21 protein-coding genes and 4 pseudogenes are annotated in these 21,031 nt (G+C 67.9%); 15 read left to right on the forward strand and 10 right to left on the reverse strand.

Going from position 1 to position 21,031, the window contains the following annotated elements:
- Window positions 1–487 precede the first annotated feature (487 nt).
- Window positions 488–667 carry a hypothetical protein gene (locus AC0699_RS36100; protein ID WP_478669317.1) on the reverse strand — a complete coding sequence of 60 codons (180 nt, stop codon included), beginning with the start codon at window positions 665–667 and terminating at the stop codon, window positions 488–490.
- Window positions 668–1,437: 770 nt separating this feature from the next.
- Here AC0699_RS36100 and AC0699_RS36105 point away from each other — a divergent pair.
- Together AC0699_RS36105 and AC0699_RS36110 are read left to right on the forward strand one after the other, a co-directional pair.
- The gene (locus tag AC0699_RS36105) at window positions 1,438–1,911 is read left to right on the forward strand and encodes a lamin tail domain-containing protein (RefSeq protein ID WP_478669321.1); all 474 of its coding nucleotides are present in this window, start codon (window positions 1,438–1,440) and stop codon (window positions 1,909–1,911) included.
- Between the two features lie 180 nt (window positions 1,912–2,091).
- A complete protein-coding gene (locus AC0699_RS36110) occupies window positions 2,092–2,265 on the forward strand; it encodes a hypothetical protein (protein WP_478669325.1) in 174 nt (57 codons plus the stop codon).
- Between the two features lie 583 nt (window positions 2,266–2,848).
- On the opposite strand, the gene AC0699_RS36115 is transcribed toward AC0699_RS36110, so the two are convergent.
- Window positions 2,849–3,115, reverse strand: coding sequence for a DUF6207 family protein (locus AC0699_RS36115; protein WP_478669328.1), 267 nt, complete (start codon window positions 3,113–3,115; stop codon window positions 2,849–2,851).
- 239 nt (window positions 3,116–3,354) lie between these two features.
- Between AC0699_RS36115 and AC0699_RS36120 the strand changes: the two genes are divergently transcribed.
- Window positions 3,355–3,660, forward strand: a complete 306-nt coding sequence (locus AC0699_RS36120) for a hypothetical protein (protein ID WP_478669332.1) — start codon at window positions 3,355–3,357, stop codon at window positions 3,658–3,660.
- A 237-nt stretch (window positions 3,661–3,897) separates the two neighbouring features.
- On the opposite strand, the gene AC0699_RS36125 is transcribed toward AC0699_RS36120, so the two are convergent.
- Entirely contained in the window at window positions 3,898–4,215 is a 318-nt protein-coding gene (locus AC0699_RS36125) for a hypothetical protein (RefSeq protein ID WP_478669334.1), read from the reverse strand.
- Window positions 4,216–4,229: 14 nt separating this feature from the next.
- On the opposite strand from AC0699_RS36125, the gene AC0699_RS36130 reads away from it, so the two are divergent.
- From AC0699_RS36130 to AC0699_RS36140, 3 genes are all read left to right on the forward strand, one after another.
- The gene (locus AC0699_RS36130) at window positions 4,230–4,604 is read left to right on the forward strand and encodes a transposase (RefSeq protein WP_478669337.1); all 375 of its coding nucleotides are present in this window, start codon (window positions 4,230–4,232) and stop codon (window positions 4,602–4,604) included.
- Window positions 4,605–4,637: 33 nt separating this feature from the next.
- Window positions 4,638–4,742: a DUF6221 family protein gene (locus AC0699_RS36135; RefSeq protein WP_478669389.1), complete on the forward strand. Its 105-nt coding sequence runs from the start codon at window positions 4,638–4,640 to the stop codon at window positions 4,740–4,742.
- Window positions 4,743–4,972: 230 nt separating this feature from the next.
- Window positions 4,973–5,587 (forward strand): hypothetical protein, encoded by a 615-nt coding sequence (locus AC0699_RS36140; protein ID WP_478669340.1) that lies wholly within the window; start codon window positions 4,973–4,975, stop codon window positions 5,585–5,587.
- Between the two features lie 226 nt (window positions 5,588–5,813).
- Here the strand turns inward: AC0699_RS36140 and AC0699_RS36145 are convergent, their stop codons facing one another.
- A complete protein-coding gene (locus AC0699_RS36145) occupies window positions 5,814–5,939 on the reverse strand; it encodes a hypothetical protein (protein ID WP_478669343.1) in 126 nt (41 codons plus the stop codon).
- A gap of 449 nt (window positions 5,940–6,388) precedes the next feature.
- Here AC0699_RS36145 and AC0699_RS36150 point away from each other — a divergent pair, with 449 nt between their 5' ends.
- A complete protein-coding gene (locus AC0699_RS36150; RefSeq protein WP_478669346.1) occupies window positions 6,389–7,357 on the forward strand; it encodes a hypothetical protein in 969 nt (322 codons plus the stop codon).
- Between the two features lie 357 nt (window positions 7,358–7,714).
- Here AC0699_RS36150 and AC0699_RS36155 read toward each other — a convergent pair.
- Window positions 7,715–8,004 (reverse strand): annotated as a pseudogene (locus tag AC0699_RS36155) (transposase); the annotation flags it as partial.
- Window positions 8,005–8,078: 74 nt separating this feature from the next.
- On the opposite strand from AC0699_RS36155, the gene AC0699_RS36160 reads away from it, so the two are divergent.
- The 3 genes from AC0699_RS36160 to AC0699_RS36170 all read left to right on the forward strand — a co-directional run bounded on the left by AC0699_RS36160 (window position 8,079) and on the right by AC0699_RS36170 (window position 10,435).
- Window positions 8,079–8,225, forward strand: coding sequence for a hypothetical protein (locus AC0699_RS36160; protein WP_478669349.1), 147 nt, complete (start codon window positions 8,079–8,081; stop codon window positions 8,223–8,225).
- Between the two features lie 376 nt (window positions 8,226–8,601).
- Window positions 8,602–9,399: a maleylpyruvate isomerase family mycothiol-dependent enzyme gene (locus tag AC0699_RS36165; RefSeq protein ID WP_478669352.1), complete on the forward strand. Its 798-nt coding sequence runs from the start codon at window positions 8,602–8,604 to the stop codon at window positions 9,397–9,399.
- Window positions 9,400–9,931: 532 nt separating this feature from the next.
- Window positions 9,932–10,435: a hypothetical protein gene (locus AC0699_RS36170; protein WP_478669354.1), complete on the forward strand. Its 504-nt coding sequence runs from the start codon at window positions 9,932–9,934 to the stop codon at window positions 10,433–10,435.
- A gap of 30 nt (window positions 10,436–10,465) precedes the next feature.
- Here the strand turns inward: AC0699_RS36170 and AC0699_RS36175 are convergent.
- A pseudogene (locus AC0699_RS36175) lies at window positions 10,466–11,914 on the reverse strand (ISL3 family transposase); the annotation flags it as partial.
- A 1,054-nt stretch (window positions 11,915–12,968) separates the two neighbouring features.
- Here AC0699_RS36175 and AC0699_RS36180 point away from each other — a divergent pair.
- Complete coding sequence (locus AC0699_RS36180; RefSeq protein WP_478669357.1) at window positions 12,969–14,432, forward strand: MFS transporter; 1,464 nt, start codon at window positions 12,969–12,971, stop codon at window positions 14,430–14,432.
- Window positions 14,433–14,577: 145 nt separating this feature from the next.
- Here the strand turns inward: AC0699_RS36180 and AC0699_RS36185 are convergent, their stop codons facing one another.
- Window positions 14,578–14,862, reverse strand: coding sequence for a Ku protein (locus tag AC0699_RS36185; RefSeq protein ID WP_478669360.1), 285 nt, complete (start codon window positions 14,860–14,862; stop codon window positions 14,578–14,580).
- Between the two features lie 61 nt (window positions 14,863–14,923).
- Between AC0699_RS36185 and AC0699_RS36190 the strand changes: the two genes are divergently transcribed.
- Complete coding sequence (locus AC0699_RS36190; RefSeq protein WP_478669364.1) at window positions 14,924–15,412, forward strand: hypothetical protein; 489 nt, start codon at window positions 14,924–14,926, stop codon at window positions 15,410–15,412.
- A gap of 331 nt (window positions 15,413–15,743) precedes the next feature.
- On the opposite strand, the gene AC0699_RS36195 is transcribed toward AC0699_RS36190, so the two are convergent.
- Both AC0699_RS36195 and AC0699_RS36200 read right to left on the reverse strand, forming a co-directional pair.
- Complete coding sequence (locus AC0699_RS36195) at window positions 15,744–16,184, reverse strand: hypothetical protein (RefSeq protein ID WP_478669367.1); 441 nt, start codon at window positions 16,182–16,184, stop codon at window positions 15,744–15,746.
- Window positions 16,185–16,494: 310 nt separating this feature from the next.
- Window positions 16,495–17,082 (reverse strand): IS110 family transposase, encoded by a 588-nt coding sequence (locus tag AC0699_RS36200; protein WP_478669393.1) that lies wholly within the window; start codon window positions 17,080–17,082, stop codon window positions 16,495–16,497.
- 567 nt (window positions 17,083–17,649) lie between these two features.
- Here AC0699_RS36200 and AC0699_RS36205 point away from each other — a divergent pair.
- Window positions 17,650–18,879: pseudogene (locus tag AC0699_RS36205) on the forward strand (IS110 family RNA-guided transposase).
- Window positions 18,880–19,157: 278 nt separating this feature from the next.
- Window positions 19,158–19,580: a hypothetical protein gene (locus tag AC0699_RS36210; protein WP_478669370.1), complete on the forward strand. Its 423-nt coding sequence runs from the start codon at window positions 19,158–19,160 to the stop codon at window positions 19,578–19,580.
- A gap of 184 nt (window positions 19,581–19,764) precedes the next feature.
- Here AC0699_RS36210 and AC0699_RS36215 read toward each other — a convergent pair whose 3' ends face one another.
- Complete coding sequence (locus AC0699_RS36215) at window positions 19,765–19,917, reverse strand: hypothetical protein (RefSeq protein WP_478669374.1); 153 nt, start codon at window positions 19,915–19,917, stop codon at window positions 19,765–19,767.
- 139 nt (window positions 19,918–20,056) lie between these two features.
- On the opposite strand from AC0699_RS36215, the pseudogene AC0699_RS36220 reads away from it, so the two are divergent.
- A pseudogene (locus AC0699_RS36220) lies at window positions 20,057–20,932 on the forward strand (IS630 family transposase); the annotation flags it as partial.
- Window positions 20,933–21,031 lie beyond the last annotated feature (99 nt).

Consider the following 21,031-nt stretch of genomic DNA (forward strand, 5'->3'; position numbering starts at 1 on the left):
GGCAGTCCCTGATCGCCGCCTTCACCGAGGAGAAGGGCATCGTCGACGAGTCCTCCACCCGCGTCGCCATCACCGAGACGCACGCGACAGAGTGACGACGAAAGCGACACCGCGTTCACGACGACCCCGGCGGCCTGACGGCCGCTGGGGTCGTTTCACCTGGTCCCGTCGACAACCAACACGTCGCCTTCGTGCACAACTTCAGCGTCGCTCAACAAGCAGCGGCCGAGCCCTCATGAGCGGCCTGGTCGTCGGTGATCCCGACTGTGGACCCGCCGGATCCGACGGGTTCCGTCTCCTGTCGCGCTCAGGGGGTGAGGTTCCGTACGCGTACCGGTTCGCCGGCCACCGGTTCGGCGTGGTGATGGTGATGATCGCTCCGTCGGGACGGTCCGGGGTGGCTGGGCCGCGCACTGGCTGTGCGCTCCGGGGCCCTGCGCGGTCTGGGCCGACCCGTCCAGGCGCGGTGCCATCGCGGTGTGTCCCTTCACGGGTGGGGCGCGGGGCCGTAGTCGTCGCTGGAGTCGGTGGTGAGCGCGGCGGCGTGCTTCCACTCGGTGATGAGCTGGGCGGCGGCAGTGGCCAACTCGGTGGCGGCGCCCAGGGCCTCGACGAACTCGGCGGAGAACCTGCACCTGGAGTCCCGGGCCAACCGGTAGTGCCTCATGGAGTCCTACGCCGAACAGGCGCGTTTGGCCTTGTGCGGAGGTGTTGCTCAACGCTTGCCGCGGCCGCGGACCGCCAGAAGGCCAGGGCGAACAGGGCGGTGTTCTGCCACGTACCGGGTCGTCCTCCAGTTCCGGCGGCCCCTTGTACGTGCGGATTGCCACGGGGCCACCTCATGCGGGCTGTCCTGTCACAGCGCGCACCCGCACCGTAAGCCTCTTGACACTCCTACCGCTCGACGGCTGCGTCGCCCAGACGCAGCAGAGACGGGACCACCGCTGTATCCGGGTGAGATTTCTTCAGTGACCCCTCTTCTCTGCCGATGGGAGCAGTGAGGTTCGCCGAGACCGCCGCGAGCAGCAGATCCCCGGCGAGGCGCCCTCATGGGATGAACTCGCATGCACGAGCGAGACGAGTTCATAGGTACGAGCCGCTGTGGTGCGGCGCTGTTACACATACCTCGGCAGATCCAGCCAGGCGTACGGAAGCGCAGGCAGGGGGCGCGCAAGGCGCCAGAAACCGCTTGTTGTTGATCGCTGAACGGATCGATGCCGTTCACATCCAAGGGAACCTTGGCGCGGCGTGCACTCGGTGTCGACTACAGGCGAGAGTTACGGAGATGTCCATATTTTGTCGCGGTGTCCGTTTCGCCTTCGAGAAGGGGCCTGACCAGGTCAGAGTGTGGGTCCTCGGCAGCAAGCCGGGAATCTGAACCGCCACACAGAGGCCTGAACAGGCCCTCTGGGGCACGTCCTTGAGGAGGCATCCCACATGTCTGCTTCTCGCATCGCCCGCCGTGCAGTCGCCACCGCCATCGCTTCCGGCGCCCTCCTCGCGGCGGCCGCGCTGCCCGCGACCGCGGCCGGCCACGACCGGCACACCGCCTTCCGCTCCCCGATCGTGATCGGCAAGGTCCAGTACGACAGCCCCGGACGGGACGACCGTTCCAACCGCAGCTTGAATGCCGAGTGGGTCGAGGTGACCAACACCGGCCGGCACGCGGTCAACCTCCGCGACTACACCCTCAGCGACCGCGACGGGCACACCTACCGCTTCGACAGCCTCCGCCTCAACGGACGCTCCAGCGTCCGTGTCCACACCGGCATCGGCCGCGACACCCGCACCGACGTCTACCAGGACCGCCACAACTACGTCTGGAACAACAACCGCGACACCGCCACCCTCCGCAACGACCGCGGCCGCCTCCTCGACACCAAGTCCTGGGGCCGCGGACACCACCACTGACCACCACAACCACACCGGGGCCCGGCCGCACCCACGCGGTCCGGGCCCCGGCCCATGTCCGTGACACGATCTCCCGACGGCTGCCGCCCCGCGACCCAATCGCACATTGCGCGGGGCCGCCCACCCCTTCACCGGGGCCGCAGCCCGGTGGCAATGTGCGCACCGATGAGAGCGGCCCCGGTGAGCACCTTCTGGGACATCCCGGTCGCGACCGTGACCGCGGGGCAGCGTCCGCAGGAACGCGCCGATCGAGACCTGAAGGGTGTCCCAGTCGCCGGCCAGCTCCCACCGCGGGTGCTGCAACGGCTGTCCGCAGTCCTCCAGGACGCCGACAAACCCACGCCCGGCCAGTGAGTACCACCTCTCCCACGCCTCGCTGGGCTGCAGCACCAGCTCCGGCCCGTCCGCCCCGGCCCGCAGTTCCAGGGTCACCCGCTCCTTGCGCCAACGCAGGAACGGGCTGCCCCACAGGGGCCGTGCCTCGCGTCGTCCGTACGGACCGGTGCTCCCGTGGCTGCCGGCGTACGTCACCTCCCCAAGCACCTGGCGCACCGCGCCAGCCGCGCGCCGGAACTCCTCAGCCTGCGCCCGAGTTTCCGGCGTGGGCCGGCTCAACGGCACGACGAGCTCCAGGTACTCCTCCAGCGGGGCCCACTCCCGTTCGGCGGCCCCGACCGGGATGAGAACCGCATCCCCGCCCGGCAGCCCAGTCACCGCCCCCACCGGGCCGCCAGGGTCGCCAGTCCACTCCCAGCCGAGCCAGCCGATGAGCTTGCGCATGTCCGCCTCGCTCCAGAGCAAGCCGACGAAACGGCTCGTCAGCTCCCGGGCAAGAGCGCCTATGTCGTCACTGCTGATCATGACCGCATTGCTATCAGGTCCCACCGACAGTCTTCCGATGGCCGCACTCCTCGGGGGCTCGGTCGGCCGGAAGGGATCAGCTGCCTGTGCCGGGGCGCAGGATGTCTGCATAGATGCGCACCCGTGCGCCGGGCTGACCGGGGTGGTGGATGACGAAGCTGATGCCCGAAGTGGCCCACAGCTTCTCCAGGGCGGCCATGACGGCGCGGACGGTTTCCTCGTCGTGGCCAGTAATGTCCAGAACTGCCAGGCCACGCTCGCTCACGTGCACCTCATCGACGGTGTTGATGTCGTGGGTGGCGCTGCCCTCCGCGGCATGGTTCGCCTCAGTGGGCGCGGCCACCCGCAGGTGTGGCTTCGCCCGTGCCAGGAGCCCGCGATCACCTACGGAGCGATGGGACAGGCTTCTTCTCCGGATGCGCGGACACGGCGTAGCGGCGCCGAGAGCAGCACGGCCGCAGTCCAGTTGGGGGGCGACGCAGGACACCCGCCCCCTTGTAAGATCATCAACCAGGCGGCACGGGACGCCTCACCCGCTCCGCCCCGCGCCGTGCACATATGAGCGGGTGATAACGGAGAAACATGAAACGCGTGATACGCAGCCTCGGAGCCGCTGTCGCCACGACCGTCTTCGCGGGCGGCCTGCTCGTCGCCATGCCTAGTGCAGCGAGCGCAAACGACTACGGCTACACCTGCAAGAACTGGAAGACCACCAGCCACGGTTGGAGCGCCGACTGCCACGTTACGCGTGGAAAGGCCCGCGCGTCGACCGACTGCGGCAACGGCAAGACCCACTACGGCAAGTGGGTCGGCCGCGGACGCTGGAAGTTCGAGGGCGAGTGCGGCCAGTACGCACTGGTGGCCTACAACGTCCAGTGGAAGAAGTAGTTCTACTGGCATTCCCCGCCTCGGCGCTGCCTCATGGGTTTCGCCGGGCGTTCTCCTTGCCTTCTCCACGCGAAACCGGAACCGAAGTGACCCGGGTCCGGCATTGGGCGAAGAGGACCCCAGGCTGTCCCCACACCTGCAGTCGAGTTCGGCGTATCGGCGGGACGGGTGAAGCTGCTGCAGCCGATCGGCTGCGACCTCGTTCATGGCTGGTAGGGGCGACTGACCACCGTGACGTCAATCGTTCTCACTGAAGGTGTCACGCCATGACCACGGCTGTGCAGGCGTCGGGCTGCGCTCACGATGCCTGCACAGCCTGGCCATCAGCAGCTGTCCGCGGGGCACCGGCCGACTGCGGCCCATGTCGGTTCGGCCCAGACGACACGAACAAGCCGTACCGGGCCAAAGAATCGGCAGCGGCAGCACCGCGGCCGTGATGGGTTGGTCCTGGATCTCTTCGTGCGTCTCGCCGTTGAGAGCGTCGACTCCGTCGAGGGGGACCGCGCCGTAGGCGAAGAAGGTGTTGCCCGGCGAGGTCGCCGGGGCGCCGTCCAATCGAGAACGGTGAGGTGATCAACCGGGCCGGGTGGCCCGGACACCTCACCGAGACCGACGCCGCCGAACTCAAGGAGATCCGGGCCGCCTGCCCGCACCTCGACGCCACCGCAAACCACGTCCGCGACTTCGCCGCCATGATGCGCGACCTGCACGGCAACGACCTGCCCGCATGGACGGACCGCGTCCTCGCCGAGGACCTGCCCGCCCTGCACTGCCTGGTCAACGGCATGAAGCGAGACCTAGCAGCGGTCACCGCCGGCCTGTCCACGCCATGGAGCTCAGGCCAGGTCGAGGGCCACGTGACCAGAGCCAAGCTCCTCAAACGCATGGGCTTCGGCCGCGCCAACCTCGACCTCCTCCGCAGACGCATCCTCCTCCGGACTTGAGGCGGGCAAGCACCTCCGCCAACGCCGCTGGAGATCGCCGACTCCGACACTCGCTCGGCTGGTCTTCGTTATGCCCTCCGTGTGCTCGCGCAGTCGTACGCAGAGCAGCCCGATTGCCGGGCAGAGTGGCGACCCTAGAACCGGTCCAGGAGGAAGCCATGGAGCGTCACAAGATCCCCGACAGAGCCGAGTTACCTGACCGTCGACACCCTGGAGATCGAACCACTGCGCCGAGCCTTCCCCGACCGGGAACAGGCGGAGGAGCCGATTGAGCGGACGGCGGGCATGCTCACGTCTCAGGGAACCCCGTACAGGCAGGGATCGGTGTCCGTATCGTCAATCACACGCCGATTGTCTGGGGGTGGGGCATGGACGCAGCTTGGGGTGCCGCGGTAGGGGCTCTGATCGGCGTATGCCTCACCGCGACGGCGGCCTACTTCGGCCCCCTTCGCGTGCAGAAGCGCCAGCTTGCGGCGGCACGAGCGACGGAGAAGCGAGCCCGTCTGGATGCCAGCCTTCAGGCTGTGTCCGATGTTCGCGTCCCGAGTACAGCCCTCGTGCGCTACTTGGAGAAGGTGACGCATGAGAAGTCACGGGGCCGCACCGTCACGCTCGAGGAGTTCGATCAAGAGGTGGAGAAGCACCTGGCAGCGACCGACGCAGCTCTGGGTCGCCTCCTGGTCTACGGGCTCGACGAGCTCTACGGCGAGCTCGGACGGATGTTGAAGTACGCCGTGGCAACGGTGCGGAATGTCGTCGCTGAAGGAACCCAGACGGATGCCGAGCGGCTACTTCAGTTCTCGATCTTCGAGGGTTGGCGTCACACCCGGTGGCGTATCACGAGCAAGTGGGTGGATGAACTCAACATCTCTACGCTGTCGGCTTTCCTGCCCGGAGAGCCCAATGATCGTCTCCCCGGCTTCCGCGACCGCTATCCAGATGGTCGTTACCCCGGGGCGACGGGCCCGTTTCCTGGGGACTAGCAGTCCGACCTCGACCACCGCAGTGGGCTCGCGAAGCAACGCGAGCACCGCAGCAGTGTCCGTGGGCTCCAGAGTCCGCCCGGGTAGACGTGCTCAGGGACAGGCGGGACAGCGCCCTCAACACCAGCTCGAGCTGCTGCGCGCGGTGGCACCGGACTGAAGGACTCCGGGCCGCAGACGACGATCCACAGGCCCGCGGTGGGCCTCGCTCAGGGCTCCAGCACCATCACGACCGGCTCACTGCCGTCCCGGGAATCACCGTACGGCGGGCCGGGTCGGTCCACTCGCCGAGCAGCCACTTGGTGATGATCCCGGTCAGTGTCCGCCCGGTCTCGGGATGCTGCCACGTCACCCAACTGCCGGACGAGAAGCTGCCGGTGGCCGGCTTCGTGCGGTGCCCCTACAGCGGTCCCGGGGGCAAGGCTCGGTGGACGCCGGACGACGCCAGCCGCCGAGTCGGCAACAGAAGCTGCCTGAGCCCCACCTCAGCCAACCCGATCACGACCCTGACGTTGCATGCTGTCTCAACCAGGAACATCCCTACGGTGCCGTTGCGCCACCCCCGGCAGCGGACAATCGCGTAACACCAGGCACCAGTGGTTGCGCCTGCTCTCCATTGAGGCGAACAGCATCGGGACGAAACGCCCAGTTGCCACCGTGACGACACCAACGTCGGAGCGTGATTCCCCCTTTCGGCGCACCGGTTTCCGGCATTCGGCGCATCGGTTTCCGACTTTCGGCGCATCGGTTTCCGACCGTGGGGTGATGCAACACCCCTGCGCCTCGGCCAAGATCTTCCGCATGACCTCAGACTTCCGTGCCAACCGAGCCCTGCTCACTGCCTTCGGCCCGGTCTACGCAGCGCGCCACGTCAGCACACACATCCTGCTGGCCTGCATCAGCAAGGACGAGCGGGTCCGGGAGTTCCTCGCCCCGTACGACCTCACGACGCACGTGATCCGCCGGGGCGTCGGGGGGATAGACGAGGAACCCGGAAAGGTCGAGGTTCCGTTGGCCGAGCAGGAGGACCGCTCGCTCACGCTCAGCACGGCCGGGGCGGCGGCGCTCGCCCGGTGCCAGGAGCAACCGTCCGTGACCGGTCAGGGCGTCGAGCGCTCGCCGGCCGATCTGCTGGTGGCCATCCTGGACGACCCGTCCTGCGGGGCGGTGAGCTACCTGAACGGATGCGGGGTGGATGTCGTTGCGCTGCAGCAAGCCGTACGGTCGGGACAGGTCACTGCCGTGGAGGACGCCGTCCCGCCGGAGCTGCGCTCCACCCGCGACGCCCTGGTGGGCCGCCGTCGCTACAAGCCCCGTGAGCTGGGGCAGTTCTGGACGACGCTGCTGGTCAGGGTGATGCCGATCAACGTCGCGGCGAGCCCGGTGCTGTGGGCGCGCCTGGAGGCCGAGGAACTTGCCAGGCAGCACGGTGGGAGGGTCCGCACCGACGATGTCCTCCTGGGCATGCTGCGGACGTACGCGGTCGCGCAGGCCTACCCGCACCTGACGAAAGAGGCGGAGGCAGACTACGACGGGGGCCGGGTCCTGGTCGAGACCGGGGTGGACCACGAACGTGTGCGTGCGGTGATGGCGAGTACCGACCTCGGCCAGGACACGGTGCCGCCGCGTGAGCTGCTCAAGGACACGATGGCCAGCGGCACCTCCGACCTGCTGGACCGGCTGCTCAGCGAGCCGGGCAACCGCAGTGTCCGGCTGTTGACGGCGCTCGGCGTGGAGCCCGACGGTCTTCGGCGCCCCGCTGGTTCCTGACCGCTGCTGATTCCCGACAGCGGACACCTGGGCAACCTGAACGCTCCGCCGTGGTGAACACCGCGATCATCGAGTCCTTGCAGGTGAGGAACAGAACACTGCTGAAGCCCGAACCCACGGCAGCAACAGCTCCCCACACCCCCGGCACCACCGCACCGGCGCCCCCAGCTCCCCCTCCACCGGCGCCCCCGCCGACCACAACCGATCCGCAACCGCTTCTCCTCGCCCCTGACCGGGACCGTACGGCGGGATACCCAACCTGACCAGCATTGTCATAGAGTCTGTAAAGCTAACGATGTTTCTGGGGTTGTTGGGGTCAGCGGCGGGCGGCGTGGAGCCGGCCGTCGAAGTGATCTCGAAGGTGATCTCGAAGGCGTTCATGGCGGCCTTCCACGGTTGTGACCAGCGTTTGCGTCCCTGCCCGGTGGGGTCCAGGCTCATGATGGCCATGTAGACGCACTCGAGGGCCGCCTGCTCGTTCGGAAAGTGTCCGCGGGAGCGGACGCCTTGCGGATGCGGGCGTTCACCGGCTCAATGGCGTTTGTCGTGCAGACGACTCGCCTTATCTCAGTATCGAATTGGAGGAAGGGCACGAACTCGGCCCAGGCGTTCTCCCACAGCCTGACGATCGCCGGGTACTTCTTGCCCCCACGTCTCGCAGGACTCCAGGAGCTTCTCCTCCGCAACGGCGACCGTCGGCCCGCTCAGCGCTGCGATCGGCGTGCACACGACACTGCTCGGGGCCGCTGTGGTGATCCTCGGCTGCACCGTCGCCATGCTCGCGATGCGCGACGTCCGCACGCTGCGGATCAGGACCGCAAGTCCGGCCACCGGTCCTGTATCCGCCCCGGTGTCCGCCGCGGCCTGAGGTGTCCCGGCTGAACCCCATCCCTGCCGGCGCCGAACCCGCCGGACCCGGCCCGGCCGGTTCTCCTGGCGTGACATGAACTCCCGACCCGACCGGTCCTCCCCCGCCGTCGTGACCTCCAGCGTCCATCACATCGAACGGCAGCATGACCGCGCGCACCGGGTGGACGTCACGTCGCCGAGGTGCCCGGTCGCGCGGCGAGGCCAGCGCACCCACAGGCACGACGCCGGGCGTACCGCCACCACCAGCGTCCTCGCAGCAGTGCGCAGCTTGTCACCCGAGCGGCGGGAGGCGAGGACGACGTCCGCAATGGCCAACCGGCGGCGACTGTGAGAATCGCTGTCCGATCACCGGAGCGCGGTGATAGACATCCGGCGTGGAAAAGAATCTTGAGTTCCCTGACCTGCTGCGACTGATCGATGAACGGTCGACTGCCTTCCGCACCGCGGTCGCCGCCGCGCCCAGTCTCGACGCACAGGTGCCGACCTGCCCCGAGTGGACGCTGTTCGATCTGGTGAAGCACCTGGGTGGGGGAGACCGATTCTGGGCCGCCATCGTCGGCGCGGGGCCTGCCGACGCTCCCCCGGCCGAGGCCACCGCTGCGCGCGCCGCTCTGGAAGTGCCGCGGGAGCGCGAGGCCCTGCTGGCCTGGCTGGCCGCGTCGACGCAGCTTCTGCTGAGCGCCCTGCGGGAGGCGGGCCCGGACGCCGGCTGCTGGGCGTGGTGGAGTGCCCTGCAGACGCCGCGGACCTCCGGCGGAGTCGCCCGGCACCGGGCCCAGGAGAGCGCGGTGCACACCTACGACGCCCAGCTCACCGGGGGCGCCCCGCAGCCGCTGCCGACCGAGGTCGCCCTCGACGGTGTCGAGGAGTTCCTGTTCACCTGCGTCGCGACGCCCAGCGCCTGGCCGCACAAGCCCACGGCCTTCGACTTCCACACCGCCGAGGGCCGCTCCTGGCGCCTCACGGTCGACGGCGACGGCGCACGCTCCACCCGCATCCCCGCGCCCACTGCCGCGACCGGCGAGGACTCGGACGCAGCCGGCGCCTCCATCCATGGCACGGCCAGTGAGTTGGTCCTCTACTTGTACGACCGTATCCCCGCCGACTCCTTGCACGTTGACGGAGACGCAGGGCTCCTCGACCTGCTCCGCGCCTGGGAGCCGGAGGAGTAGGACGTAGCAGGGGCGGTTGGCCGCGCCTCGAGCCGGTAGGACACGACTCTTCGCCAGGTTCGTCAGTCGCGGCACCGGGCTCAAACCCGCGAGGCGGCCTCGGGGCGTCACCAAGCCGACCGTCTACCTGGTCAGAGCTCGAACTCACGACCTCCGCACGATCAGAGGCGAGTACATCGATAGCCGGGCAACCGCCGACCGGCTCGCTCTCCGTATCCAGCGAGCCGGCGGTTCTGCGTCGAGGCCGACCCCTGGCCGCGCTCCTGGTCCCACGAACCCGCCAGATGATCATTTGTCAGGTAGGCCATAGGTAGCTGCTCTCCTCCCCAACCCGCTCAGTGGCGACCTCCGCTCTCGCCATCGGTGTACCCACCGCCTGTTCCAGCGCGGGGAATCCAAGTGAGCATGTCTGGCCAGCACCTGAGCGGCGGGTGGGGAAATTCGAGGCTCTGACCGGATCTGCGTGAATTGTTGATCTTGCCGGTGCCGGTGCCGGTGCCGGTGCCGGTGTCTGGTGGGGCATCCTGGTGCGATGAATGATGTCGACGCGACGTGGGACTCGTGGTTGTCCGGACTCGCACCGTCGAAGCGGGCCGCGGCGGAGTCGCTTCGGACGCAATTCGAGGCCCTCGGTGCGGCTGATGCGCCGGATTGGGTGCGGTCTGAGATCGATGAGAACCAGCCACAGCTGGCACGCTACGTGCTGCTCCGCGCCTTGTGGCGGGGCGCGATCGACGGCTGGGCCAACCCTGGAGCTTTGGAACAGGTGTCGGCAGCTCGGCGCCTGTTGGAGGCGGGGGCGGACCGGGAGGACCTGGTGCTGCTGGCTCGGGCCGTCGCTTACGAAGCCGTATTCGCCGCGGTGGACGGGCTCGACTGCGGCGGGGACGTAAACGGGTCCGGCGTTGATGTCGGCTGGGTGGTCATAGAGTCTGGCGAGGACGGATGTCCCACCGGCCGCCCCCTCTCAGGTCTTCACGAAGACTTGCTGACGATGGACCCGAGCGGACGCGACGGGGCGGACCTGTGGCGTTAGATCGCCGGGCCAGGCTGGGCGGTTGCGCTGTCACGGCCGGGTGAGTACGCGAATCCGGAGGAGCCGGAACGACGCCCGTCCGTACATCGCTCGCTTGATCGTTTTCACGCGGTTGACGTGGCCTTCGACCTTCCCGGAGCTCCATTCATGGGTGAGCCCGGCGGTGACACCGTCGAAGTCTTGGCGAAGGAACGCGGCAAACTTGGCGACAGGGACAACGTCCGATTGTTCGGCCTGGCGGATCCAGGCGGGCAGTAGTTGGCCTCGGCGGTTGCGGACGAGGTCTGTGAAGGCACGGGCGAGGTCACACGCCCGCGCGATGTCCGGGCAGGCGAGGCGGGCCCGGTCGAGTTGCTCGATCTCCTCGGCGCTGAGGCGGTCGCGGTTTCGCATGATCCACACGGTGATCCGGCGCGGGCTCGGGATTTCCGCCGGTGCGGCCGGGGCCGTGCCGGCTTGCAGGGTGCGCAGGTAGGCGGTGAGTGTCGAGTAACCGCCGCGGAATCCGCGTTCGCGGATCTGCTGGAACAGCGTCCGGCCGCTGGTGATGCCCGTGGCGTACTGCTGCTGCAGGTACGGCTTGAAGGCGTCCACCTGCTCGGGGCGTCGGTCGCGGGCGCTGTTGAGGAGGTGGTCGAGGCTCGTGTCGCGGTAGCGGCGGACCGTCTTGCGGTCGAGACCGAGGCGCCGTGCGATGTCGCTGAGCGGGTGACCGGCCACGACCATGCGCGTGACTTCGGCGTGGTGGTGGAGGACGCGCTGCACGATGCGCGTGGGCGGCAGTGCGTCCACAAGAGGCATCTGGATCGGGCGGTCGCCTCCCCGCTCCGCGTGCTTCTTCAAGCACGGTCGGTGCAGATGGCAGGTCTTCTCACCGGCGTCGGAGATGTTCTGGAGCAGGTGCCAGCGGTCCGCGATCTCCAGGGCGGTAGGGGCGGCCTCCTTGATCGCCTTCGTGTAGGCGCTGGCTCGGTCACGGCAGATGATCTCCGCACCGGGGTGGGCGGTCAGCCAGGCGGCGAAGGTCTCCGAGGTGCGGTCGGGCAGGACGTCGACCACCCGTCCGGTCTCGACGTCGACCAGGATGGTGCCGTACCGGCGCCCGCGGCGGAAGGCGAACTCGTCCACCCCGAGGACCCGCGGTGCCCGTCCCGGTGCCGGCGGCTCCTCCAGCAGTCCCAGCAGGCGGGTCCGGCCAGCCGCCAGGTTCAGCTTGCGGCACAGCCGCTCGCCGGGCCGGCCGCCGATCGCGACGGCCACCGCTGTCAGCCACTCCTTCAACCCGAGGCTGGAGCGGCGGTGACGCTCCGTCAGTCGATCGACCTGCTCAACGAACGTCCTACGGGCGCACCACTTCCGATCGCAGAAGAAGCGCCGCACCCGCAGACGCACGACCAACTTCTGCCCGCTCAAAGGCCGTTCGGACAGGTTGCGGCGGTAGGTTGAGTGCACCCTGCGTCCCCGCCATCGGCAACCTGGGCAAGACGGTGGTCGTCCGCCGCAGCATCAACGAACAGCACTGCGGCGGTGACACTCACGTCTTCCACCCGCACATCGATCCCGGGAAACAGCACGTCTTCGATCGAGGAGGCCCCCATGATCGAGAACTGCCCCGAGTGAACGTTCCTGCATTCACCCCCTGACCTGGGCTTTCACGGAAGCGCGGTCAGAGCCAAAGTCGAAGAGCCTCATCAGGGTCGGCCGAAGGGCTTAGCGAGGTACAGGCCGTGCCGGTCGGTGATGCTGCCGTGGTAGATGACCAGGTCACCGGGCTCGATGAGGTCGACGGTGTGGAGCAGGGTGTCGGACATCTGCGGTTCCTCTCATAGAGGTTGTGTGTTCGGCGCAGCGGGGGTGCCACTCCCCCGCTGCCAAGGGCCGGAGCAGCCGAGACGGCTGCTCCGGCGGTGGGCTTGGAGCTCCTCTTCGAGGCTGGTCAGCAGCGCCGGAAGCTTGTCCTTGCTGAGCGGCACCGTGTGGCCCTCGGCGTCAGCGCCGCCGGTGAGCCGGACGGGACCGTGGGGGACCGGGTGGTTGTAGAACCCTTCGTCGTCCGGCCACATGTCGAGAGGGCTGGGTGCGCGGACAGTCCGCGGCCGCGCGCTCGCGGATGCCGTCCTGGATCCGGGCGGCGAAGGTCTCGATGAAGCGGCGGGTGCTCCGGGCCATGGTGAAGTCGGTCGCCTGCTGCCGCCTCGCCCGGCTGGCCTTGCGGACCTCCCGGGCCGTGCAGACCTCATCCGCTCGCCTGGCGCTCACGCTGCGGCGAGTCCGATCCGGTCGCGCGGGCACCGCGTACGGCGGCCCTGATCTGCTACCCGCAGACTTGCCAGGTGAGATGGCCTCGAAGACCGGGACGCGTGAGCGACGTCTGACGAGCGTGGGTCGTTGACGGGATTGGGGAGGGCGAGCTGTATAGGGTCTTGGCGACCGTCCTTCTCGGCGAGGCCCGCCCCGCCCCGCCCCGCCCCGAATGAGACGGAATCCCGGCAGGCCGTAAGCGTAGACGTGACCGAACATCAGGAGTGCTGCCGTGCGCCCCAAAGAGACATCATCTGCGCCCGGCAGCCTCGGCTGGAACCGTCAGACAGCGACGCTGGCGCTCCTGTCCTTCACCATGCTGATCGTTTCGCTCGACCAATACATCGTGGTCGTGGCACTCCCCGACATCGCACGCGACCTTGGCTATTCCGCGCAGACGCTCCAGTCCGTCATCAGCGTCTACGCAGTAGCCTCGGCCGGTTTCCTCTTGTTCGGCGGGCGTGCCGCCGATCTGCTCGGACGACGCCGCATCCTGGCCACCGGCCTCGCACTCTATGCAGGGGCATCGCTCGCGGGAGGACTCGCGACCGGCCCCGGCATTCTCCTCGCCGCCCGCGCATTCCAAGGTCTCGGAGGAGCCCTCGCCTTCCCCACCACCCTGGCACTGATCAACACCACCTTCGTCGAAGGCCGCGCCCGCAACCGCGCATTGGGAATCTGGGGAGGGTCAGGCGCGGCAGGACTCGTCATCGGTGTACTGCTCGGCGGTCTTCTGACGCAGACGTTCGGCTGGGAAGCGGTCTTCCTCGTGAACGTCGTGCTGGCCGGCCCCGCGCTGCTTCTTGCCTTCTTGTTGATCCCCCGGGACGGTGAACGCGAAAAAGGCCGCACGTTCGACCTGCCCGGTGCGCTCAGCGTCACTCTCGGTGTCACACTCATCGTGTTCGCCCTGGTGCTGGGCCCCGGATTGGGCTGGCTTTCGCCGGGCATCCTGGTCAGCGCAGTGGCAGGCCTCCTGCTGATCGGAGCTTTCGTCATCATCGAGCGGCGCAGCGACGACCCGCTCATGCCACCCCAGCTGCTGTCCAACCCGAATCTGGTCACCGGCGCCGTCATCGCGTTCATGTTCATGGCGACCTTCGGCTCCGTGCTCTACTTCCTGTCCATCTACTTCCAGGAGATCCTGGGCTACGACGCTTTGCAGACCGGCGCCGGCTTCCTCATCCCCACGGCAGTGGTGGTGGCCGCTTCGACGACCGCAGGACAGCTCGTGACGCGGTTCGGTCTCAGGCGCACGTTGGCCGCAGCCCTCGCCGTCGGTGCGCTCGGTGCGGTCGGACTCGGCCTCGCGATCTCGCCGAACGGCACATACATCGAACTCATCCCCGGCCTCGTGGCGCTCAGTATCGGCGACGGGGTGGTCTTCACCACCATGTTCATCGCCGCCGCCACCGGAATCCCCGACCGACAACAAGGCATCGCCTCCGGCATTGCCTCCACCGGCTCAGGCGTGGGCGCAGCTGTCGGCCTCGCCGTCCTCGTCCTGGTGGCGACTGCCGGCCTCGATGGCCTTTCCGGTGAACAGCTCCGAATCGCCACCGCCGACGGGATCAGTACCACGCTCTTCATCGTGGCAGGCGGAATCGTGCTGACCTTCCTCTTTGCCTTGAGACGGTGCCCGACACCGCCCGAACCGGGACCCGTCGCCGTGCCGTACCAGACCCGTCGCTGCTGACAGCGCCCAGGACCTGCCCGGAAGAGGAGAGCGGCCCAGTACCTTGCGAATGAGTGTGTACGGCTCGCGGCCACCGGCCCGTCGGCGGCGAGGTAGTACCCGGTCGAGATGCGGATCGGGTCGATGCTCTCGGCGGGCAAGAACGTCACGATCTCGATCGCCTTCGCCGTGGGCATCGGATGTTGTCCAGCTCCTCGTCGGTGATCTGGATCGTGTCCCCGCCTGGCAGCTCGTAGCCCTTGCCGACCTCGGCCTGGCTGATTTCCTGGCCGTCGAGCTCGCTATCTTCTTGTAGCGGATCGGCGCCATGTCGGCGAGATGCACGCACCTGTCGGAACCGCACCGACCGGTCCTCGCTCGCGGGCAGCACCTTGATCGGGATCGTGACTAGGCCGAAGCTGATGGCGCCGGACCAGATGGGGCGGGGCATGGCGATACCTCCGTGACAGCCCAGAGCACCGCCAGCCTACGACCGGCAGTACAGTCCCGCCATGGACTGGGGAGACTTACCCGCATGGGTGGCGATTGCAGCCTCTGGCGCTGCGATATGGGTCAGCATCAAGGCGCGCGGTGATGGCAAGCGGTCCGCCGACGCTTCTGAGAAATCTGCGAATGCAGCCGAGAAGGCCGCTGAGGACGGGCGACGATCCGCCGACGCTGCTGTGCAAGGCGTGGAGATAGCGGCCGCATCCCTGGAGCTCCAGCGCAGGGCCATGGAGCCCAAGCCGAAGCTGCAGATCCACCTCGCGGGGGGCTTGATGTACCAGCTGCGGAACGAGGGTACGGCCGCGGCAAAGAGCCTGATGCCCGCCCCGGAAGACGTAGACGAGATCCATTGGCCACACGAGGTGTCAGACCTTCCACCCGGGGGCGTTCGCCAGTTCTGGCCTGTCGATGGAGCCAGCCTGCCCACGGTTCTTCGCTTCACCTATGAAGGGTTGAACGAGCCCGTCCATGTGCCGCTGCCGCGAGCGTCCTAACGAGCGCCCGCCCCGGGATCAGCGGGGCGGGCGCAAGGCGACAAAGAGGCCGAGCCGCCAATGTGGCGCGCCAGGCTGGCAGAGGCCGGAGGTTACTCGCCCCTGTCGTACAGGCGCCAGAACCGAGCCTCGTCATCATGTGGGTGGGCATCGGGTTTGTTCGGGCGGAGGGCGATGTACCGATTCACGCGCTCCTCGACTGAGAGGCCGCTGTCGGAAGCACGGTGCGTCCCACTTGGCTGAACGTTGTGATCGCCGGGCGGCGGGGTGTTGGCTTCCGCTTCAGCCCTCCTAGCGGCACGCTTCTGACGCTCCTTCTCGACAGCGGGCTTCAGCTTGGCTGCTGCCGCTCTCTTCCGCTCCTGAATAAGGTCCCGCTCCGCGGGCCGGACCCAGAGGAGCGGATGCTTCGTCGCGCGGTGAGGAGTTGGCGCTTCACGTGTTCGTAGTCGGCCCGGGCCTGTGGGTCGCCGTGGTGGTAGTCGGTCCAGAAGCCGGGGCGCTGCCAGCGGGCGTCCGCGAGGCGGGTGCGGCCGTCGGTGATGGCCAGGGTCCACCCGGGCGGTATTCGGGTGTCCACCGTCTCGAAGCCGGCGGGGTCCCAGAGCAGTCCGGGGTCGGGTGTGCCCGGGCCGAGCACGCGGATCTGGCAGTCGATGTCGTAGGTGACCATCTCCAGGACCGGGTAGACACCGCCCACGCGAATCCCGTCATACTCCGCGACGGGGAAGTCGCCGTCGGGGTGGATGATCTCCAAGCATCTGACTCTCATGGGTGGAAGTCTTGCCCAGGCCGATCGCCGGGCACCATCCCGGCACCGCGACGGATCCAGCGAGGCGGCCACGTCTGGTTGCGGCGATGGCAACTCCCAGTACTTCCGCGGTCGCCCTGGCACAGTGGCGGAACAGCCGCGACGCTGGAAAGCCCACCGCTGCTCTGCAGGGCTGATGCCAGTCCGGAGCGTCGCTGGCGACAAGGCTCTGTCTCGGGGGGGAACCAAATCGGCGGAGACGGGATAAGTGCGCAGCGCGCTTCGTCTGTCGTGGTGGATGTCCTGTCTCACTGATTCCTCATGCGGTTTGTCAAGCGGCGAGGGCGGCTGGAGGCGTGAGCTCGTAGCGACGTCCGTCGCGGAGGAGGGCCCAGAGGACGTTGACGCGGCGTCTGGCGAGGGTGAGGACAGCCTGGGTGTGGCGTTTGCCATCGGCGCGTTTGCGGTCGTAGAACCGGCGGGATTCCTCGCACCGTCGGATGCTGAACAGCGCGGAGGTGTAGAGCACGCGCTGGAGGCGTCGGTCATACCGCTGCGGGCGTCGGAGGCTGCCGCTGATCTTGCCGGAGTCACGGGGAACGGGTGCGACCCCACCGAAGCCGGCGAGGCGGTCGGGGGTTCCGAAGACAGTCATGGCCAGGGCGGCTCCGGCGTCGGCCAGGTCGATTCCCCAGGTCACCTCGTCGCCCAGGGCCACGACGTCGGCGAGGAGTTCGAGGAATTCGGGCTCGTCGTTGGCGACGCGCCGCGACAGCAGCCGACGGCCGCTCTCGTCGATCGCGACGCTATGGTGGTGGCTCTTGCCTGCGTCGATGCCAACCCAGCCCAGATCGCGGCCATGTGGTGCCCCCGTACCGTGGGCTGCGGGTGCTTCCCGACGGACGACCTCGCTGTCGATTCCCTAATCCCTTGTTAAGGGCAGCACTGGAGGAGATCGACTCCTTCAGTCTGTTCGAGTGCAGGGTCGCGACACCTTTCGATTCCCGGGCTGCAGGAAGCCTCTCCGTAGCTCGGTGCGCGGTCCTGTGTTGGTGGTTGCCGGGCGGCCCTGGGAAGATGCCTTCCGTAATCCGGGCAAGTGATGCCTCCACGGAGATCGAGCGCCGCCCGGCACCATCCCGGCAACAACCACCGAGCTCGTGGGCGCCGGAAGCATGCCTGATTGAGACATGGCCGGAACCCCTCGCGGGAGAGCGGCAGCATCCGGCGCCTTCGAGCTCGTCAACACCGCAGCAAAGATCACTCGTTGGTGTTGGTGGTGCGAGCCCGCCGCATGGTGACCTCTTGCAATGCCCGAGCCGTTCGAGCTCCCGCATAGATCGGGGCCCGTGAGACGAGCTGGTGCCACGAACGGCTACCGAGGCGTCGGCCCGGCCCATGACGGTCGAGGCCTGGGATTAGGGCGCCGCGTGGTTCCGCATGAGCTCGTGACCAGCACAAACCTGCACACGGGAGGGACCCCGTTTTGATCTACTGCGGAATCGACTGGGCGGAACGGACGCACGACGTCGCCCTGGTCAACGACACTGGCTAGCTCGTCGCCAAACGGCACATCACCGACGACGCGGCCGGATACAAGATCCTGCTGGACCTGCTCGCCGAACACGGCGACAGCGAAGAAGACCCGACCCCGGTCGCAATCGAGACGTCCCGCGGCCTGCTCGTTGCCGTGCTGCGGACCGGGAAGCGCAAGATCTACGCGATCAACCCGATGGCCGCGTCCCGCTACCGCGACCGGCACTCCGTTTCGCGCAAGAAGTCAGACCCTGGTGACGCCTTCGTGCTTGCGAACATCCTGCGCACCGACATGCACGCGCACCGGCCGCTCCCAGCGGACAGCGACCTCGGCCGCGCGATCGCCGTCCTGGCGCGAGCTCAGCAGGATGCGACGTGGAACCGGCAGATGATCGCCAACCAGCTCCGCTCTCTGCTGAGGGAGTACTACCCCGCCGCCTTGCCCGCCGTCGAGACGTGGAAGAGCGGACTCTGCCGCCCCGAGGCCAACGAACTCCTCAAGCAGGCTCCCACCCCGAGCCGGGCAGCCAAACTGACCCGCACCCAGCTCCAGGCCGCGCTCAAGCGGGCAGGCCGCAAGCGCGGCATCGAAGCCGAAGCCGATCGCCTCCGTGAGGTCTTCCGCACCGACTGGGCCCACCAGCCGCCGCTGGTCGAGGACGCTCTCGGCAAGCAGACGCTCGCCCTGCTCACCCAGCTGGAAGCCGCATCCAAGGCCGCCGACGACCTGGCCGAGGCGGTGGAAGCGGCTTTCCCTCAGCACCCGGACGCTGAAGTGATCCTGAGTTTTCCGGGTCTCGGCGTCCAGCTCGGCGCCCGGGTGCTCGCCGAGATCGGAGACGACCGGCGGCGGTTCGCCGACGCCTGCGGCCTGAAGGCATACGCCGGCTCCTCACCCATCACCAGGGCCTCCGGCAAGAGGTCGGCGATCACGAGACGGTGGGTAAAGAACGACCGCCTCAACCACGTCGGCTATCTGTGGGCATTCTCCGCGATCACCGCCTCACCCGGTGCCAAAGCCCACTACCGCAGGCGACGCGACGAACACGGCGACTGGCACGCCGCTGCCCAGAGGAACCTCTTCAACCGCATGATCGGACAGCTCTACCACTGCCTGCAGCACCGAAAGCTGTTCGAGGAACACACCGCCTTCCCCGCCCAACTTGCGGTCGCGGCTTGACGAGTTAGCGCCCCGAGGTGTCTACGGAGCGATCATTCGCAATTCCTCTTTGGCAGCCGAGTCGTCGTGGGGCATCGGGCGGCCAATCAGTGGAGGCCACAAGCGGCAGAAGTCTGAAAGCCACACCCGACGCCACTGGGTGGGCCAACCAGTCGAGGGCTCGCCCAGTCCCGGGGAGGAGCGTAGGGAAGTTTGAGCATTCTCACCGAACATTGACCGTGGGCCCGGTCGTCCAGTCCTGTGCAGTCACCAATGCCTGAGCAGGTCGTTAGCCGACCATGAAGAAGATCTATTCAATCGGCAGGGCTGCGTGGGCCCTCGGTGGCGCCATCGCGCTTGTCGTCACGCTCACCGGCCCCGCGACCGCCGCAGCCAGGCCCGACAACATGGCCGCGCACGCGAATCTGCGCACGCTCACTTGCTACGAGAACCAAGACGTGGTCGGCGGAGACGAGGTCTACCTCCAGATCAACGGTCAGACGGTCTGGAGCTCCGCCGTCAGCATCATCTGTGATCACAACGCCCCGGCGACTCGGCAGGTCAACCGCCTCGTCAAGACAGGCGACACGGTGTCCCTGTACGACGCGGACTTCCCGGACGCCGACGATCACCTCGGCAGCGACACGGTCGAAGGAAACAGGGGGACCCTGATCTTCAACCTGGACGATGCCCTCTACACCCTGGACTACGGCCCCGCATAGAAGGCCGCGGCCGCAGCCGCCGCTTTGACGTTCCCGGAGCCCGCTCGGGGGCGCAACGCGCGGGTGCAACACGGCCGATCATCCCGGACCGGTGGGCGTTGTCGCAGGTCAAGCCGGTAGCGGTGGCCGATGGCGCTGTGTTCCTCCCAGACCACGACGACATCCCCATGGTCCTGACCGCGGCTCATGCCGGGCTCCCCACAGTGACGGCGCGGGCGGGGAACGCGGCGAGTTCGCCGACGGCCTCGGAGTCGGCGGCGGCCAGCCGGGTCGCGAACGCCGCGGCTTCGGCGGCGAGCTCGCTCTGGACGACGTCGGTGCGCCGGGACGTGGTCATCAGGGCCTCGCATTTGTCGTGAGGAAGGAAGGCGGGCCGTCGCCAGAGCGCTTCTGCGACGGCCCGCCGATTACGTGTGACTGAGTCTTTTGGTTGGCCAGTTGAGCGACGGCCCGGCAGGGTTGGCGTATAACACGTGAAGGGGCCCGGCGGTGCCCGCTGCAAGCTCGATGCCGGTCGGCTTCGGTCGCTGGAGGCGGTGCTGGATGCCGGCCCGGCCGTGTCCGGGTGGCCTGTCCAGTGCTGGACGCTGGCCCGGATCGCTGAGGTGGTGCGCTCCGGTTCGGCGTGCGCTACACACTGGCCGGACTGGACCTGCTGCTGCACCGGATCGGCTGGAGCGCGCAGGCCCCCTCCCGCAAAGCCACCGAGCACGACGAGGGGCAGATCGCTGCCTGGAAGGACGAGCAGAGGCCCGTCACAAAAGACGGGCGGCGGACCTGGGCGCCTGGCTCTGCTTCGAGGACGAAGCCGGGCAGGGGCTGACGCCGCCCAAGGGCCACACCTGGGGCCGGCGCGGGCACACTCTCCCGTGGTGCAGGTGACCTCAGCGGGCACGAAGCGGGTGTCGATGGCGGGGCTGATCTGCACCAAGACCGGCCACCGGCTGCAACTGATCTACCGCATCCACCCCGACCGCGGCCCCGCCAAGGGCAGACGCAAGGGTTTCACCGAGTCCGACTAGGCCCGCCTGCTGGATGCGGCCCATCAGCAGCTCGGCGGACCGAACCTGCTGGTCTGGGACAACCTCAACACCCACGTCAGCCGCACCATGCGCGATCTGATCGCCGCCCGATTATGGCTGACCGTCTACCAACTGCCGCCGTATACGCCCGGACTCAACCCGGTCGAGGGGGTGTGGGCATTCCTGAAGCGGTCCCTGGCCAACCTCACCAAACAGGACCTCGACCAGCTCATCGCACTCGTGAAGACCCGCCTCAAACGGATGCAGTACCGTCGCGGCCTCCTCGACGGCCTCGTTGCCAAGACCGGACTCGATCTCCAACCCCCGTAACCTCAGCCGTTAAAGACCTCTAGAACGCTCAGTTACATTACGGTTCATAGCAGGCCCCGAATTTCGCGTGGTCAGAACTCGAAATCTATCGACTGCACG

Source organism: Streptomyces sp. NPDC043870, from assembly GCF_056435785.1.

Excerpts from the sequence above, each read along its gene's own strand:
- AC0699_RS36100 (WP_478669317.1), bottom strand. The coding sequence starts at position 667 with ATGAGGCACTACCGGTTGGCCCGGGACTCCAGGTGCAGGTTCTCCGCC.
- AC0699_RS36120 (WP_478669332.1), top strand. The coding sequence starts at position 3,355 with ATGAAACGCGTGATACGCAGCCTCGGAGCCGCTGTCGCCACGACCGTC.
- AC0699_RS36140 (WP_478669340.1), top strand. The coding sequence starts at position 4,973 with ATGGACGCAGCTTGGGGTGCCGCGGTAGGGGCTCTGATCGGCGTATGC.
- AC0699_RS36170 (WP_478669354.1), top strand. The coding sequence starts at position 9,932 with ATGAATGATGTCGACGCGACGTGGGACTCGTGGTTGTCCGGACTCGCA.
- AC0699_RS36195 (WP_478669367.1), bottom strand. The coding sequence starts at position 16,184 with ATGAGAGTCAGATGCTTGGAGATCATCCACCCCGACGGCGACTTCCCC.
- AC0699_RS36210 (WP_478669370.1), top strand. The coding sequence starts at position 19,158 with ATGAAGAAGATCTATTCAATCGGCAGGGCTGCGTGGGCCCTCGGTGGC.
- AC0699_RS36190 (WP_478669364.1), top strand. The coding sequence starts at position 14,924 with ATGGACTGGGGAGACTTACCCGCATGGGTGGCGATTGCAGCCTCTGGC.
- AC0699_RS36215 (WP_478669374.1), bottom strand. The coding sequence starts at position 19,917 with ATGACCACGTCCCGGCGCACCGACGTCGTCCAGAGCGAGCTCGCCGCC.
- AC0699_RS36105 (WP_478669321.1), top strand. The coding sequence starts at position 1,438 with ATGTCTGCTTCTCGCATCGCCCGCCGTGCAGTCGCCACCGCCATCGCT.
- AC0699_RS36185 (WP_478669360.1), bottom strand. The coding sequence starts at position 14,862 with ATGCCCCGCCCCATCTGGTCCGGCGCCATCAGCTTCGGCCTAGTCACG.
- AC0699_RS36150 (WP_478669346.1), top strand. The coding sequence starts at position 6,389 with ATGACCTCAGACTTCCGTGCCAACCGAGCCCTGCTCACTGCCTTCGGC.